Below are 17,292 nucleotides of genomic sequence, written 5' to 3' on the forward strand. Positions count from 1 at the left end.
CTTGAACAATACGATAGGCTTATTTAAACTCGTTAACAATTTTGGAACGTTCCATAATTGATTAAATTACTGTGAACGATCCTGATTGTGGCTTTATTAACTAAGAAGGATTTGGCGATGTCCCATCCAACGACAACAGGAAAATGGCTTAAGCTGTGTCTGGCGGGGTTGCTTAGCGGCCTGATACATTTACCTGCCATAGCGAGTACTCCTCCTAAAATCGGTAACAGTCAGTTTGTTGACCCTTTCATCGGTACAGGTGGTGACGGTCATACTTTCCCCGGTGCCGTGGTGCCTTTCGGCATGATGCAGCTAAGTCCGGATACTGAGGCAGTGTCCCGCGGTGTTGACCCGCAACCTGAAATCTACAAACGCTGTGCCGGTTATCATCATGACGATACCACTATGCTGGGTTTTTCACACACTCATTTTTCAGGAACCGGCCACTCAGACTTAGGTGACTTGCTGATCCAGCCCATGGTGGGTGTTGCTCACACCAAGCCCGGCACGGTCAACAACCCCGAATCAGGGTATCGCAGCCGTTTCAGCCATGAGCGTGAATGGGCCGAGCCGGGTTACTATGCCGTAGACCTGCTGGACTATAATATTCATGCCGAGGTGTCTACCACAGTACGAGCGGGTATTCACCGCTACACCTTCAGTCGCGGTGAAACCGGTCACGTGCTGATGGATCTGACCCACTCTATTTACAACTTCAGCAATAAAGTGATTTGGTCAGATGCCAGAGTTATTGATGACCAAACCCTGCTGCTGCATCGCCGCACTAACGGCTGGGCGAAAAACCGTCCAACCTATTTTGCTGTGCAGTTTTCCCGTCCTTTCGACGATATTGAGCTGATTAACGAAGACAATGCCCGCTACCGTTGTAACGGCTGTCTGGACAATGGTGGTAATAAGCACTCCACTATTGTTAATCCGGCGGAGCAGTACACTGCCGGTAAAGCTATTAAGGTCATGGCGCACTTTAATAAACCCACAGACAAGCCTCTGTTAATTAAAGTAGGGATGTCGGCGGTCAGTCACGCCAATGCGCTTGAAAATCTGCAGGCTGAAATTCCCCATTGGGACTTTGATCAGGTGCGTGCCGAGGCGCGCAATGCTTGGGATCACGAGCTGGCTGGCATCGATATGCAAGGTGAGCTGAAAGAAAAACGTCAGTTCTACACGGCTATGTACCATGCCCTGCAGGCGCCCTCTATTTATCAGGACGTGAATGGTCAGTATCTGGGCGTAGATGGTGCTATTCACAAGGCCGAGGGCTTTACCAACTACACCCTGTTTTCCTTGTGGGATACCTACCGTGCCTTGCATCCGCTGTTGACTTATGTGGATCCAGAAAGGGTTAACGATATGATCACCTCTATGTTGGTGCATTATCAGCAAAGCCCCAACAAGATCCTGCCAATCTGGTCTTTCCAGGGTCATGAAACCTGGACCATGATTGGCTATCACGCCGTGTCTGTGATTGCTGATGCTTATCTTAAAGGTATCCGTGGTTTTGATGTGGAACTGGCCAAAGAAGCTATTTTGGCCACCGCCAACCACCCCCGTTTTGACGCCATTCCCGAGTACAAGCAATACGGCTATGTGCCCATGGATGTGTTGCCGGAGTCGGTATCTATCACGCTGGAATATGCCTATGACGACTTCACCATTGCCCGCTTCTTTGAAGCCTTAGGAGATAAGGCTAACGCCGAGGAGTTTTACCGTCGTAGTCAGTTTTATCGCAATGTGTTTGATAAGCGTGTGAACTTTATGCGCGGACTGGACAGCAAAGGCAACTGGGATCCTGACTTTGACCCTGAAGCCGCTAAGTACATGGGACCATTCACCGAAGGTAACAGCTATCAATATACCTTCTATGTACCGCATGATGTGCAGGGCCTGATTGATCTGTTTGGCGGTGATAAACCCTTTGTTGAGCGCCTGGACACCTTGTTTACCAAAGAGCTGTCACACGAAAAGATCAAAGAACATGAGGATATTGCCGGCCTGATTGGCCAGTATGCCCACGGCAATGAGCCCAGCCATCATATCGCCTACCTGTATAACTACGCCGGTGAGCCGTGGCGCACTCAACAGCGTATCCGCCAGATTATGGATACCCTGTCTTCAGATAAACCCGACGGCCTGGCTGGTAATGACGACGTAGGACAGATGTCAGCCTGGTATGTGTTCTCTGCCATTGGCTTCTATCCCGTGGCGCCGGGCGACCTGACCTATGCCATTGGTGCGCCGCAGGTGCCGCAAGCTTCTTTCCGCCTGGCCAATGGCAAAACCTTTGCCATGACCACCGAAGGGCTGTCAAGGGACAATCTGTATATTCAAAGTGTGACCCTAAATGGCAAAGCTTTGGAGCGCAGTTATGTGACCCACGCCGATATTATGCAAGGCGGAAAGCTGCATTTTGTGATGGGTAGCAAGCCTAACAAGGGCTGGGCTAAGGCCAAGTCGCAGCGCCCGCCTTCAAGCGCTAAAGGGCGCTAAGTCGTATGCAAGGAATAACCATGAAGCAACCTATTCTTCTGTCGGCACTGACCCTGGCGATTCTGGCAGGCTGCTCGCCTGCCAAACAGCAAAGCACGCCGGTGCCCCAATCTGTGTCGGCTGCGGCGGTAAATTATGTGAGTGACCCGGCAAATTATGTCGACCCGTTAATTGGTACTAAGGGACCTTTTGATCATCGCCAGGCGGCCAACGTGGTGCCCGGTGCGGTGCTGCCTTTTGGCATGTTTAACTTTGGCCCGGAAACCTCCTATACCGAGGAGCTGCTGAACGAAAGTGAGCGCATCCGTAAAAAAACCATGGATGAGAATAAGCGTGTGCCGGTCTCCCCGGGCGGTTACAACTATGATGCCACCCGCATTAAGGGCTTCTCCTTTACCCGCCTGTCAGGCACGGGCTGTATGGGCGCATCCGGTGACGTGCCGGTGATGCCCTTTACCGGTGATATCCAGCATTCACCGGCCACCGACAAACTGGACAGCTACTACAGTGCTGGGTTCAGCCACGATAATGAGACTACTATCCCGGGGTACTATCAGGTGGGCCTGGATAATGGTGTCAATGTCGAGCTCGCCGCCACCTTGCGTACCGGTATTGCCAAATTTACTTTCAGTGAAGCGGACAAGGCCAAACTGCTGATCCGTGCCGCTCACTCTCAGTTGGGTAGTGGTGATGCCTATGCCAAGGTGGATGCTGAAAAAGGCGAAATTACCGGTTATGTCACCTCGGGCAACTTCTGTGGTTATCTGGGTGAATTCAATCAGCGCGATTACTACACCCTGCACTTCGTGGCCAAGCTGGATAAAACCATCCTCAGTAGCGGTGCCTGGCAGGACGACCAAGTACAAGCTGGCGCCGACTCTGCCAAAGGCGGAATGGGCTACGGTGACAACGGCTGGCCGGATCTGGGTAAAGGCTCGGGTGTGTGGGTGGATTTGGGTATTGAAGACGGAGAGACGGTGACCATGCAGGTGGGCATTTCTTACGTCAGCCTGGATAACGCCAGACAAAACCTCGCGGCTGAGCAAGACGGCAAAGACTTTGCCGCAGTGCGTCAGGGCAGCTATCAGGCTTGGAATGACGAGCTTGGTAAGGTCAAAGTGGTGTCCGAAGACGAAAGCCAGCTTAGCGTATTTTATACCGCGCTCTATCACAGTCTGTTCCACCCCAATGTATTCTCTGATGTGAATGGTCAGTACGCCGGTTTTGATCAGAAACCCCATCAGGTGCAGGGCAGTCAGCAGGCACAGTATGCCAATTTCTCCGGTTGGGATGTGTACCGTTCACAGCTGCAGCTGGTGACCATGATGGATAAAAAACGCGGTAGCGATATCGCCCAGTCATTACTCAATCAGGCCAATCAGTACAATGGTGTCTGGGACCGCTGGACTCACAATAACGGTGCCACCGGCGTTATGAGTGGCGACCCTTCCACTATTGCCATTGCCAACTTTGTGGCCTTTGGCGCCGATGACTTTGATGTGCAAGGTGCATATCAATCCTTGTATCGGGCGGCCACTGTGCCCACCGAACTGGACTTGTCCTATGAAGGCTGTCCGGTGTTCTGCCGTGGTCAGCATCCTTCCTTGGATCAATGGCAGCAATTGGGCTACATCTCGGATAAGTCCAACAGCTGGGAAGGCGCGTCTGAAACGCTGGAGCAGGCCTCGGCGTTCTTTGCCATGTCACAGCTATCCTTACGCTTAGGGCAGGCTGAGCATGCCCAGCGCTTTTTAAGTGAGTCTGGTAACTGGAAGAACCTGTATAACAGCGAGGCAACCGGTGAACTTGGCTACATTCAAGGGCGCAACCAGGACGGCAGCTGGAAGGCGGATTTTGACCCTTATTCCGGCCACTTGTTTGTGGAAGGTAGTCCGGCTCAGTATCTGTGGATGCTACCGTTTGATGGCGCTGGCCTGGTAAATACCCTGGGCGGTGATGCCAAGGCAGCCAGCCGCTTGGACGGACACTTTAAAAATGCGCAGGGCGAATGGGTGCTGTATCGCAACTCAGCGCAGTTTGCCGATGTGTCAAACCAGCCATCTATTCTCACTCCCTGGATGTATCTGTTTACCGGTAACGCGCATAAAACTCAGGAAACCGTGCGGGAAACCATGAAGCAGCTGTGGCTGGATGCACCGGATGGCATTCCGGGCCAGGACGACCTCGGACAAATGTCTTCCTGGTATGTGTTCAGTGCGCTGGGGCTTTACCCTATGTATCCCGGCCGTGCCGATATGGTCTTGTCCAGCCCGGCATTTAGCCAGGCGCAGATCGGTAACATCAGCATCCAGGCTGAGGGTGCATCGGATACTAACCGCTACATTCAAAGCCTCAAGGTGAATGGTGTGGACAGCCCAAGGAGCTGGATTGATGAGTCACACATTAACCAACCTGTGACCTTGGAATTCAAGCTGTCAGATATGCCTAACCCCTCGTTTGGTCAGGCGCCTGAACACCGTCCGCCCAGTTACGCGGTTAACCCCTGATAACCTGGGGCGTTTTATGCCCCTCAATTTACGCTTTATTTGGAGACTACTATGGCTGGCGCCATTCCAACTCAGGTCAGCGGCGGCTCGCAAAAGCCTCAGCACTTTGCCTTTGCGGTAATGACCTCCTTGTTTTTTATCTGGGGCTTTATCACCGCCCTGAATGACATCTTGATCCCCCATCTTAAAGAGGTGTTTTCCCTCAACTACACCCAGGCCATGCTGGTGCAGTTCTGCTTCTTCGGGGCCTATTTTATTGTGTCGCCCTTTGCCGGCATGCTGATCGAAAAAATCGGTTATCGTCGCGGTATCATCACCGGCCTTTGCACTATTGCCTTGGGCTGTGCCTTGTTTTATCCGGCCGCTGAGGTGAAGGTCTACGGGGTATTCTTGCTGGCGCTATTTGTGCTGGCCTCTGGTATTACCTTATTGCAGGTGTCTGCCAACCCTTATGTAGCGATTTTAGGTCCGGAGAAAACCAGTGCCAGTCGCTTAAACCTGGCGCAAGCCATTAACTCGCTGGGTCATACCCTGGGGCCGCTGTTTGGTACTGTACTGATTTTTGGTGCGGCCGGTGCAGCCATTACCGCCGATGCGGTGAAGCTACCCTATCTGATCCTGGCCGCGGCGGCGGTATTCACCGCGCTGATCTTCAAGGCCATGCATTTACCCGACATTCAGGCCCAAGCGCCGTCCGGCCTTGAGGGTGAGAAAACCTCGGTGTGGCAGCATCGTCACTTGGTTCTGGGAGTGGTGGCTATCTTCCTGTACGTGGGTGCTGAAGTCGCGGTAGGCAGCTTTTTGGTTAACTATTTCGCCGAAAGTCATATTGGCGGGCTAAGTGCTAAGGAAGCGGGTGCAATGGTGTCTTATTACTGGGGCGCCGCCATGATTGGGCGCTTTATTGGTGCGGCCTTAACCCGGGTCATTGCGCCAGTTTATGTACTGGCTGGTAATGCCAGTCTGGCTATTTGCCTGATTGTGCTGTCCATGAACAGCGTCGGTGAGCTGGCAATGTGGTCAATTTTAGCGGTAGGCTTCTTTAACTCCATTATGTTCCCGACCATTTTCTCGCTGGCTATCGGTGGTCTGGGGCGTTTGACCTCTCGCGGTTCTGGCCTGCTATGCATGGCCATTGTTGGCGGGGCCATTTTGCCTGTGTTGCAGGGACTGGTGGCCGACAGTACCAATGTGCAACTGAGCTTTATTGTGCCAGCACTGGCCTACGTCTATATCGGCTGGTATGCCCTGTATGGCACACGTCGCAATGAGCAGCAGGCAACAGCATGAGTAAAGTGATTTGCTTTGGTGAAGCGCTGATCGACTTTTTGAATACCGACAAGCAGGTTTGTGACCGTTTAAACCTCAATGGCTTTCGCCAGTATCCCGGTGGTGCGCCTGCTAACGCCGCCGTGGCTGTGGCAAAGCTCGGCGGTGATGCCTGGTTTGCTGGCCAGGTCGGCGAAGATATGTTTGGTGATTTTCTTGCCGAAGCGCTGCAAGCCTACGGGGTGAATACCCGCTACTTAAGTCGTCATCCTGTGGCTAAAACTGCGCTGGCCTTTGTTGAGCTGGATGAGCAGGGCGACAGGCGCTTTTCATTCTATCGCCAGGACAGCGCCGATCTGTTGCTAGACCAAGATCAGGTCGAAGAGGGGTGGTTCGAAGACGCGACACTCTTTCATTTTTGCTCAAATACTCTGACAACCTTGTCGATGGCATCTGTTACCCGCCACGCCCTGGATATGGCCCGCAGTAAAGGGTGCTTGGTGAGTTTTGATGTGAATCTGCGTCACAACCTGTGGACAGGCGGTCAGGTTAAGCGGGAAGTGGTTAACGCGCTGGTGGCCGAGGCTGACATCCTGAAATTTTCCAGCGAGGAGCTGGCGTATCTGGCCGATGGAAAGGTACAGGCTTATCTGGATGGGCTGATGGCAGGGCGCTGTCAGTTGCTGCTGGTCACAGATGGTGGCGGCAGTATCCACTATCGCAGCAAAAACCATCTAGGCGATTACCAGCCGCCCAAGGTCAAAGTAGCCGATACCACCGCCGGTGGCGATGGCTTTATTGGCGGCTTGCTGTATGTGCTAAGCCGCACGCCACAGATTGCCGCCTTGCTGGACGCTCCCCAACGCCTGCTTGGCCTTATTCAGTTTGCCGCCTGCTGCGGCGCCTTGGCCGTGACCCGGCCGGGTGCCTTTCCGGCCTTGCCTGAATTAGCCGAAGTACAGCAAATGGCAAGGGAACTTGCCCTAAGTGAATCGCAAATCTATTTCAACTGAGTCTTGCATGGATTATCTGAGTCGTGAATTTTTGACAGCGCATAGTCTGTCTATTTTGGATTTTTATACTGATCGCGTAGTGGACCCTACAGGGGGCTATTTTCAGAACTTTCTTGATGATGGGCGGGTGTTCTCTCCTGGTTTTCGTCAACTGGTCTCCAGTACCCGCATCATAGTGAACTACGCCAGTGCTGCTGGCGTATTGAACAGGCCTGATTATCTGGATATCGCCCGCCATGGGTTGAACTATCTGGAACAGGTGCACTGGCAGGCAAAAAGCCAAACCTATGCCTGGACCCTGAGCGACCATCAGCCGCTGGATATGACCCAGCAGGCCTATGGTTATGCCTTTGTATTGCTGGCTTATGCGGCGGTACGTAAGGCAGGTATTATCAATAGCAACGACAAGCTGCTGCAAACCTATGACTTACTGGAACAGCGCTTTTTCCAGCCAGAGTATGGCCTGTACGCCGATGAAATCAGTGTCGAGGGTACCTTATCTGACTATCGCGGTCAGAATGCCAATATGCATATTTGTGAGGCCATGATCGCTGCATTTGAGGCTACGGGGGAGCACAAGTTTTTTGAGCGCGCTTGTCTGATTGCCGAGAACATTGCCTTTCGTCAGGCCGGGTTAACCGCTGGCCTGGTATGGGAGCATTTCACTCCTGAGTTCGCTATTGATTGGGACTACAACAAGGACGACCCGAAGAATTTGTATCGCCCTTGGGGTTTCCAGCCTGGTCATCAGACCGAGTGGGCCAAATTATTGCTGCAACTCTATCGTCATCGCGCCGAGCCAAAGTGGCTGGAGAAGGCGGCCTTCCTGTTTGACCAGGCCTTTGACAAAGCCTGGGATGCTGAGCATGGCGGCTTGGTGTATGGCTTCGACCCACAAGGTCAGTGGTGTGACGATGACAAGTATTTCTGGGTACAGGCCGAGAGTTTTGCCGCCGCCGCGATGCTATTCAAACTGACTGGTGATGACAAGTATGCCCAGCAGTACAACATGTTATGGCACTACAGCGATCAGCATATGGTGGATCATCAATACGGCGCTTGGTTTAGAGTGTTGTACCGGGATAACCGTAAATATTCAGACGAGAAAAGTGCTGCGGGCGCCAAGTGTGACTACCACACTTTATTGGCGTGCTTTGAGGTACTGCGCGCCCTGAGATAGTGGTTGTTGTTTGGATGGAAATTGGAACCTTCCACCTTGGTGGCCGGGTTTATGACCTGAAGAGGAGAAACAGATGAGAATAAAGCGATTAGCCCTGCTATTACCAAGTGTATTGTTAGGGGCTTGTGCCACGGTGTCGGTACCATCCGACGTACTGCGCGATATCACTGTATCCGGCGGCGTTATAAGTGGCCAATACCCCACTTTTATTGATGGGGAAGGTGTGGGTGAACTATTTGACGATTCCCTGCAGTCCAAATACTTGTCCAAAAAGAAACAAGCTTGGGTCCAGTTTGAAAGCCCCAAAACGGAAGTTGTTAGAGCCTACAGCCTGACCTCAGCTTCAGATGCACCAGCTCGGGATCCTGTTAGCTGGTCATTGTTGGCGTCAATGGACGGTGACAACTGGCAGGTGCTGCATCAGGTAGATCAGCACCGCTTTGATGGTCGCACTCAGACCAAGCGCTTTGCACTGGAGAATCAGCAGGCATTCCGTTTTTATCGACTGGATATGCAGCAAAACGGCAAAACCCCTTGGGGCGACGAGTATCTGCAGTTAGCGGATATCAGTTTGTATGCCCGCACTAAGCTACCTCTGGCTGGGTTCAGTCAGTCCAGCCAGGTGATTGCGCCGGGGCAGACTATCTTCTTGACCAGTACCAGTGAAAATCAGCCAAGCGGATATGTTTGGTATACCCCTGGGGGCCAACAACGAGGAAGCGGTGAGAAAATTCAGGTGACTTATGCGCAGCCCGGTGTATATGGCGTGAATCTGCAAACCGAGAACGCTTATGGTACCGACTTTATTGAGCGCCCCTTTGCTGTAAAAGTGTTGGAGCCGGCCAAGCCCTGGTTGGGATTTAAGCCACCTAAGGTCATTATCAACTTTGAAGACAGCGAATCGGAAGGGGCTAAGCGTTTGATGCGCCTGATGCCTGATTTGCAGGGCGATATCAACAATGTGACCCATCAGCTGGTCAAACGCTTGTACAAGAACTTTGCCCAGGTGCCTGACTTTGAGCAGGTAGAGTTTCAATTAAAGTGGATGGATACCCTGGCTTATCGTGCCGGCAGCGACAAAAAAATGGTGATTGCCTTCAGCTCCAAATACATCACGGAGCGCTTAAAGGATCAGGCCGATGAGCAAGTGCGTTATGAACTGCTGGGGGTTCTGTGGCACGAGCTGGTGCATGGCTATCAGCTAATGCCGAAAAACCGCAGCTATGGCGGTGACCCTGGTGTGCATGCCTATATCGAAGGCATGGCAGACCTGGTGCGTATTCAGGCTGGCTTTCATAAGACCCGTACGCCTAAACCTTCAGACAGTTGGCTAGGCGGCTACACCAATACCGGCTTTTTCCTTAGCTATCTGGCGGATACTTATGAGCCGGATCTGGCTTACAAGTTTAATCAGTCGGCACTTACACTGGACGACTGGAGCTTTGAAAAGGCCATTCAATCCATTATAGGCAAGCCTATTGATAGCCTATGGCAGGAATACCAACAATCCTTAGCTCATTAACATTTCTTCGTGGCCGCCCATGCCGGGGCGGTCACATGCCCCCCATATTGTCGCTTCTGGATACCGTGCTTTACAGGCTGTAATAAAAATACAATCGAATTGTTGACATGTTGTTAATTTCGCGTGAACCTATATAAATTGGAACGTTCCTATATGTTGTTCCTGTTATTTACCTTCTTGTATTAGCTTATTGCTTAAGGAGCCAATAATACCAATTAGTAGGTATTACTTGGCTTAGAGGGTTCTAGTAGTTTGTTTGTGGAACGTTCCATTTAATTGTTTGGCAAAACATCGCTATAGGAGCACCACAAATGACCCATAGAACCACGCTATCTAAGCTCGCCTGGCTGGTTAGCGCAATTTTGGCAGCAAATGCCCAAGCTCAGGAACCTGTTCAGGTGGAGACAGAGCAAGCGGGTAGCATTGAACGCATTAGCATCAGCAGTTCCAGGATAAAACGTATTGATTTGGAAGGTTCCGCTAATATCGTGTCTTTGTCTTCTGAAGATATGATTAAAAGCGGCGTCAATTCGGTTTATGACGCCCTGTCTAATTTGAGCTCTGCAACCGGGGCTGTGCTGGGGGAGGTGGAAACCGGCTCGTACACCCCCGGCGCTAAAGAACTTAACCTGCGGGGGCTGGGGCCGGAATATACGCTGGTACTGGTCAACGGCAAACGACTGGCAAACTATCCGATTCCCTTTGGTGGCCAGTCAAACTTTGTCAATGTGGATGTTATTCCGACCGGTATGGTCGAGAAAATTGATATTCAAACAGGTGGTGCCTCAGCAATTTATGGTTCAGACGCGATGGCGGGCGTCGTTAACGTAGTCACCAAAAAGAATATTCAAGGGCACTATCTGGATCTGGAAGGCGGTATAGATACTTACGGCTCCAATCGACAAAAAGATATTAATCTGTTCGGAGGGTTTCAGGGGGAGCGTTGGTCGCTGGACTACTCACTACAATATACCGCCAACGATGGACTGTTCTCGGGAGATCGGCCCTATCATGACAGCATTTGGGACAACCCTTCGCCCACTGCTAACCGCGAGCTGAACCGTTCAATTACGGTGTACTCCGAACAAACCGAGTTTCTGAATAACTATGCAGAAGCCTATTGCAACACCAGTGACAACCGTCATCCTAAAGCGGTGTTGCACTACATCAAGCGCAACAATTATGGGCCGAGCTGTGGCTGGGATGAAACCGGTGAAATGCATCTTATCAACAAGAATGAGAAGCTCACTACCTACCTGAACGCCAGCTATCAGTTGAACGATGATACTAGTCTGTCGTTAACCGGCTTCTATGTGGATCAGGAAAAGAAGGGAAATCGCGGCAGCTTGTTTTTCAGCGATACCCAGTTTTGGGATCCTGACCTGATTGACAAAGACGGCAATCAGGGCGCCGCCATTAAGTACATGTGGCGTAAAGTGCTGGACTCAGAATATACGGACGACAATTTTGGTCGTACTTATAACGATGATGTGTACTCTCTGACCCTCAGTCTGGACGGCAGTTTGGGCGATTATTACTACAGCATTGGCGCTGCCCGCTCAGTGTACAACTTCAAGGACAGATACCTGCACAATACGGTTGAAGGCTTACAGAGTGTTCTGGGGCCTAAGCTAGGTGAAGTAAACGGATTACCCGTTCACCGCCCAGACTATAAACTGTGGTTTGGCGTCATGAATCCAGAGCAGGTATTTGCTATTGCAGATTGGGCAACCTATGACGGCAAGTCACAAAACAACACTATCAATGCCAGTATCGGCGGCGATCTGTTTGATTTGCCAGCCGGTCCGGTGTCCTTCTCCTTATACGCCGAGTACTTGAATGAAAGTACCGCTGCCATTCCGGACCAACGAATTCTTAATAAGGAATTTGCCGGACTGACCGGACTGATTACCGAAGGGGAGCGCGACAGATATGGTATCTCTGGTGAGGTACTAGTGCCGATAACCGATACCCTGGACGTGGAAGGTGCGCTTCGCTACGACTACTATGACGATGACTCTAATGTTGGTGGGGCCGTCACCAGTCAGCTTGGGGTGCTCTACCGACCTGTTGAGAGTGTTATCTTCCGTACAGCTGCTGCCACTACTTTCCGTGGTCCGGATATGGCAGCCGTGTATAAAGGTTTTGCCGGCAACTTTGGTCAGGGTAATGACAGGATGTTGGCAGATGCTTGTGTGAGCTTAAGCAACAACGGCAATGCTGCTGGCTATGACAGTGACGCGCTGGCGTTAAGCTGTAAACAGTTAGACACCTCAAATCCTGATATTAATGCCTTACCGGCGTCTTTTGAGTCTCTTTCCCGAGGGGACAAAACCCTTAAGGAAGAAACCGGCAGTACCCTGACCGCAGGGTTGGTATATCAATTCAATGATCACCTGTCATTCAATTTGGATTACTACGATATTCAAATTGAGAACAAAGTCACGACCTTGGGGGCTGGCTACATCATCGCGCTGGATTATGACTGCAGCACAGGAAAAGAGGATGCTAATTCGGCCCTTTGTGCTGACATGAAATCTCGTATTGGTCGCTATGATGCCAGTGGTAAGGGCACTGACTATCTTGGCAATAGCATCACTGGCGACCCTTATGCCATTCACACGGTAACCGAAGGTTATATCAATGCCGCAGAACGCCAGGACGCCGGTGTTGATGTTGGCTTTAAAGGCGAATATGCCACAGATGATTGGGGAACCTTTAAATACAACGGTAACCTGACCCGGGTCACCAAAAAGAAAACCAAGCTCAAGGTAGAGGATGAGCTGCAAGACAAACTTGATGATCAGGATAACTATGACTTCAAGACCCTGGCAAATGCCAATCTGACCTGGGAATACCAAGGTACGGCCTTGTCCTTGCAAGCAAACTATCGCGGTGAATTGTGGAATAACGCTGCCTATGGAAAACGCCAGAAGTTGCCCGCTTGGACCACCTACAACCTCACCCTGGGACATCAGTTTAATGACGATAACCGGCTGATATTCACCATCAGCAACTTACTCAACGCCATGCCTCCGCAGGATGAGACCTTTGACCGGTTCCCATTCTATAACGCGGGTGCCTATAACTCGCTGGGGCGTCAGTTCCGCGTTCGTTACACCATGTCATTTTAACTGAGTAGCGGCCCCCCGTGGGCCGATCATTTTGAACAAAGGTCAGAATAATGAACAAATATACATTGTCTATGCTCGCGCTCTGCCTGGGTGCATCACTTACCGCATGTAACGATGGCTCAGGTTTTACCTCCAACCTGCAACCCGAAAGCGAGACGCAGCCACCGGCCGCGTCTACCGCGACTCGCAATATGACAGCTGATAGCGGGGTAGTTATCTCTGCGCCGGACGCGGTTAATACGCCAGCTGCTGAAGGGGTAGCGAATTTACTGGACGGTAACAAAGGAACCAAATTCCTTACCTTCAGTAATAAAAGCTCGATAGTGATTCAAGCGACCGGGCAATATGTTCTCAAGCAATATCGGCTGACATCGGGTAACGATGCGCCGGAGCGAGATCCTGCCAGTTGGATACTGGAAGGCTCTAATGATGGGCAGGCCTGGCAGGAACTGGATAGTCGAAGCGGTCAGAGTTTTGATGGGCGCGGCGCAACACGGGAGTTTAAGTTAGACGACAACGATAGCCCGTTTCAGTACTTTCGCTTTGTATTCCAGAATACTTCCGGCAGCATATTTCAGCTTGCAGATCTCGAACTGCATGTGCTGAGCGATAAACCAATCGCGGCATTTTCTGTTACCAAGACAGACCCCACCATCGGGGAGTTTGTGATTTTCTCAGACCAATCCCTGGCAAATCCATCCTCACTGCACTGGCAATTTGAAGATGGCACGCCTGCTACCAGTAGCGACACTAAACCCCTAGTGTCATTCGCCAGTCTAGGGCCTAAAACTGTCATTCTGACAGCGGTTAATGACAAAGGCGAAACCGTGCTGGAGAAAAAGCATCTGATCCGTGTCTGGGATCCGGCTGATCCTTGGGCCGGATTTGTGATGCCGATGGTCAGCTTTAAACAAAATGTGCCAGAGCACCTGGGGCAGAGCATTCTAGAAGGAGCAATCCCGGAACTGGAAACCTTGATCCAGGAGGTGGCTCTGGGGGTCGCCAAAGTACTGTACGCCGATGTTCGTACTACCCGTATCTTCAACTCAATACTGTTTGAAACCGGTGAGTATGATTTTCCCGCCGCTAAGTCGGGTACTGATGATGACATGGTACTGATGTTTGACCTTGAGCATATCGCCAATATTCATACTGCCGGCGGTGACGCCGCGGTCCGCAAGGAAATTGAAGGGGTGTTATGGCACGAATTAACCCACGGTTATAACCATGTCCCAGACAGTGGGATGTATCAGGCTGGCAATGAGAAACACAGCTTTTTGGAAGGACTGGCAAATTATGTTCGCATTCAGGCCGGCTTTCTGGAGGGACATCGCGCTAACATTGGTTGGGTCGACAACTGGAATCAGGATGCCTATAACCAGACCTCATTCTTTCTGGAGTGGGTTGCCAACAGTAACCGCAACACCGATTTTATTCGTCTTTTCAATCAAAGCGCGGCTGACATTGAAGGTTGGAGCTTTGATAAAGCCTTTAAGTCGATTTTTGGTGAGAACCGGGGCATTCAGGCGGTATTTGCCGAATATCAGCAGTATCTGATTCAAGAAAAGGGGATTTTCCCGCCTTATCCCACTCCCATTGCCGGTCATCGGAATCTGGCCATTGGAGCTGCTGTGCAAGTGAATGCCACCACGTTATTGCCTTTCGGTGAAGGGCCAAGTGCATTGGTAGACAATCATGTCGGCAAGAAATTTAATGCTGTGCTTGAGGCTCCCGCTTGGCTTGGCCAATATGCCCCCGACCTGCTACCGGTTAATCAGGTCGACAATGTGGAGGTGACTTTAACGCTGCCAACAGCCGTGGTGTTGGATGCGTACAGCCTGACCACAGGGAATGATAATCCTCAGCGCGATCCAAATGCTTGGCAACTGCTTGGCTCCAATGACGGTCAGCGCTGGACAGCGTTAGACACTAACCAATATCCGGCAGAACCTTCTCGCCTGACTACTTATCACTACCTGCTTAGCGGTAATACACTGGCATTCAGTCAATATCGCTTTGTGCTGGAAAATACCCGTCAAGGCAGCAACATCGGTGGCGATGCAGGACGTCTTATTCAATTGGGCGAATTGTCCTTATGGGATAAGGAATAATAGTAAAAATAGTAAATCTCCCTTGTTTGGCCGCTAAAAGCGGCCTTTTTTCGTTTTTAATGCTTGTAATACGAGCATATATCCGTTCAAATTGTTCGCATAATCAACAATCTGCGTATGTAGAACAGTCAAAATAGCTGTCGACCAAAGCAGATGAAAAATAAAAATAAAATATGCAGCCAACTAACACCTTCAGGCTGAAAAGACTTAGGGAACTACAATTTCTAACCCAGCTTTGTTTGGTCGTTGTGTTTTTACACTGGACCTGGATTGGCGAGTGGTTTGTTACCGCGTATGTGCCCTGTGTCTCGGTACTCCTGTACATCAGCTATCGCATAGCCTCTTCCGGCCGGATGGAGCTGGGTATTGCCCTGTTTCTGGGGATAGTGAATTTCAGTGCTCTGCTGTTTATGTGGGTGTTTTATGGGCTGCGAGACGAAGTTGTGATGCTGTTGCCTGCAGTCATGTTCTTTGCCGCCATGCTAAGCGGTATGCGGCTGATGCTGTGGAGCTTCGCCCTGAATGCTATTAACTTGCTGCTGCTTGGCAGTGTGGGGCATTTTTCCCAGTGGCATCGCGTTATCCCAGAGCAAGACCTGAATAGTGCCTTTTTAATGTTACTGCTGCTGGGCATGACCGCTTACGGTATCTGGGCAGTGGTCTCTCAGCTGCGCACCACCCTGGATGAATTACGCCTGGAAAATGCCAGGTATAGAGACTCTCAGGTGCAAGTGGCGCAGCTTATCCATCATGATCCGCTTACCGGTTTAGCGAACAGGCTAAAAGCCAGAGAAATATTCGAAACGTCCGTGCACGCGGCGAAAGCCAACCAAACCATGGTGGCGTTGACCTTTCTGGATCTGGATAATTTCAAGTCTATTAACGACTCCTTAGGCCATAGATTAGGTGATATCTATCTTCAGCAAGTTGCCAGCAAGTTCAAGTCAACCCTGCGAGAGTCCGACCATTTATGTCGTTTTGGTGGAGACGAATTTGTCATCATCAGTACTAACCTCACGCACAGCAAGCAAATCGATGCTCTGGCCATGCGTATTTTGCAGTGCAGTGCCATGCCACTGGAAATTGACGGCCATGAGCTGACTCTGACCTGTTCCATGGGCATCTCCATGGTGCCTCAGGACGGCAATGATTTTGATAACATTTGCCAGCAAGCGGATTTGGCCATGTATGCGGCTAAGGAAAGTGGTCGTAATCAGTACCGCTACTTCCAGGCCAATATGAGTGAGCAACTCTCCGAGCAGTTAGGCCTGGAGCGTGGCCTTAGAAATGCCATCGAGCTTAAGCAACTGTCCATTCATTATCAGCCCAAAGTCTGTCTTCGCAGCGGCAAGATTGAGTCGGTTGAAGCCTTGCTGCGTTGGGACCATCCGCAGATTGGCCGGATCAGCCCCGATGTATTTATTCCCCTGGCGGAACGCTGTGGACAAATCGGTGTGTTGGGTGAGTGGGTGTTGGAAAATGCCATTTCTCAATGTGTGGAATGGCATAAGGCCGGCTTGCCGGAGTTGTCTGTGGCAGTGAACGTTTCCCCCATGCAATTACTCAGTGGGCGCTTTGCCCGCACGTTGGCGAGTTTATTAGAAAAGTATGGGCTGGAAGGACGCTTCCTGTTGCTGGAGCTGACCGAGTCGGTTTTCATCGAAGCCAAACAGGAATTACAGCAGTGCTTGTCCACCGTGCAAGGGTTGGGGGTGAATCTGGCTATTGATGACTTTGGTACTGGCTATTCCAATCTGGCTTATCTGAAAAAATTCAGGGTTGCACAGCTGAAGATTGACCGCTCCTTTGTTACCAATTTGCTGGACAGCGCCGAGAACCAGGCGATTGTCACGGCTATCGTCAATATGTCACATAGTCTGGGGCTGACGACTATTGCTGAAGGTATAGAAGATAAGCCGACGGCTGATTTTCTGACTAGCCTGGGCTGTGACAAAGGGCAAGGGTTTCATTGGTCGGCACCTTTGGATGCGGCGCAGATGCCAAGATTGCTACAACTGCTGCGCCCAGCCTGCTAACGGGAGGTTGCT

General features: G+C 51.1%; 9 protein-coding genes. All 9 read left to right on the top strand.

From position 1 onward, the window contains the following. Positions 1 to 117: 117 nt before the first annotated feature. Positions 118 to 2,508: a GH92 family glycosyl hydrolase gene (locus KJY73_RS13965; RefSeq protein ID WP_214344326.1), complete on the top strand. Its 2,391-nt coding sequence runs from the start codon at positions 118 to 120 to the stop codon at positions 2,506 to 2,508. A gap of 20 nt (positions 2,509 to 2,528) precedes the next feature. Further along, positions 2,529 to 5,015 carry a GH92 family glycosyl hydrolase gene (locus tag KJY73_RS13970; protein ID WP_214344327.1) on the top strand — a complete coding sequence of 829 codons (2,487 nt, stop codon included), beginning with the start codon at positions 2,529 to 2,531 and terminating at the stop codon, positions 5,013 to 5,015. A 51-nt stretch (positions 5,016 to 5,066) separates the two neighbouring features. After that, positions 5,067 to 6,305 carry a sugar MFS transporter gene (locus KJY73_RS13975; RefSeq protein WP_214344328.1) on the top strand — a complete coding sequence of 413 codons (1,239 nt, stop codon included), beginning with the start codon at positions 5,067 to 5,069 and terminating at the stop codon, positions 6,303 to 6,305. Next, a complete protein-coding gene (locus KJY73_RS13980) occupies positions 6,302 to 7,297 on the top strand; it encodes a carbohydrate kinase family protein (protein ID WP_214344329.1) in 996 nt (331 codons plus the stop codon). The genes KJY73_RS13975 and KJY73_RS13980 overlap by 4 nt, the downstream gene beginning before the upstream one ends. Positions 7,298 to 7,304: 7 nt before the next feature. Then, positions 7,305 to 8,477, top strand: coding sequence for an AGE family epimerase/isomerase (locus KJY73_RS13985; RefSeq protein WP_214344330.1), 1,173 nt, complete (start codon positions 7,305 to 7,307; stop codon positions 8,475 to 8,477). Positions 8,478 to 8,550: 73 nt separating this feature from the next. After that, positions 8,551 to 9,999: a basic secretory protein-like protein gene (locus KJY73_RS13990; RefSeq protein ID WP_214344331.1), complete on the top strand. Its 1,449-nt coding sequence runs from the start codon at positions 8,551 to 8,553 to the stop codon at positions 9,997 to 9,999. A 311-nt stretch (positions 10,000 to 10,310) separates the two neighbouring features. Further along, a complete protein-coding gene (locus tag KJY73_RS13995) occupies positions 10,311 to 13,133 on the top strand; it encodes a TonB-dependent receptor domain-containing protein (RefSeq protein WP_214344332.1) in 2,823 nt (940 codons plus the stop codon). A gap of 50 nt (positions 13,134 to 13,183) precedes the next feature. Further along, on the top strand, positions 13,184 to 15,244 hold the full coding sequence (locus KJY73_RS14000) for a basic secretory protein-like protein (protein ID WP_214344333.1): 2,061 nt from the start codon (positions 13,184 to 13,186) through the stop codon (positions 15,242 to 15,244). Between the two features lie 173 nt (positions 15,245 to 15,417). Then, positions 15,418 to 17,280, top strand: coding sequence for a putative bifunctional diguanylate cyclase/phosphodiesterase (locus KJY73_RS14005; RefSeq protein ID WP_214344334.1), 1,863 nt, complete (start codon positions 15,418 to 15,420; stop codon positions 17,278 to 17,280). The last annotated feature ends 12 nt before the right edge of the window (positions 17,281 to 17,292 follow it).

The organism is Bowmanella yangjiangensis (assembly GCF_018531185.1).
Taxonomy (GTDB): Bacteria; Pseudomonadota; Gammaproteobacteria; order Enterobacterales; family Alteromonadaceae; genus Bowmanella; species Bowmanella yangjiangensis.

Excerpts from the sequence above, each read along its gene's own strand:
- KJY73_RS13965 (WP_214344326.1), top strand. The coding sequence starts at position 118 with ATGTCCCATCCAACGACAACAGGAAAATGGCTTAAGCTGTGTCTGGCG.
- KJY73_RS13970 (WP_214344327.1), top strand. The coding sequence starts at position 2,529 with ATGAAGCAACCTATTCTTCTGTCGGCACTGACCCTGGCGATTCTGGCA.
- KJY73_RS13975 (WP_214344328.1), top strand. The coding sequence starts at position 5,067 with ATGGCTGGCGCCATTCCAACTCAGGTCAGCGGCGGCTCGCAAAAGCCT.
- KJY73_RS13980 (WP_214344329.1), top strand. The coding sequence starts at position 6,302 with ATGAGTAAAGTGATTTGCTTTGGTGAAGCGCTGATCGACTTTTTGAAT.
- KJY73_RS13985 (WP_214344330.1), top strand. The coding sequence starts at position 7,305 with ATGGATTATCTGAGTCGTGAATTTTTGACAGCGCATAGTCTGTCTATT.
- KJY73_RS13990 (WP_214344331.1), top strand. The coding sequence starts at position 8,551 with ATGAGAATAAAGCGATTAGCCCTGCTATTACCAAGTGTATTGTTAGGG.
- KJY73_RS13995 (WP_214344332.1), top strand. The coding sequence starts at position 10,311 with ATGACCCATAGAACCACGCTATCTAAGCTCGCCTGGCTGGTTAGCGCA.
- KJY73_RS14000 (WP_214344333.1), top strand. The coding sequence starts at position 13,184 with ATGAACAAATATACATTGTCTATGCTCGCGCTCTGCCTGGGTGCATCA.
- KJY73_RS14005 (WP_214344334.1), top strand. The coding sequence starts at position 15,418 with ATGCAGCCAACTAACACCTTCAGGCTGAAAAGACTTAGGGAACTACAA.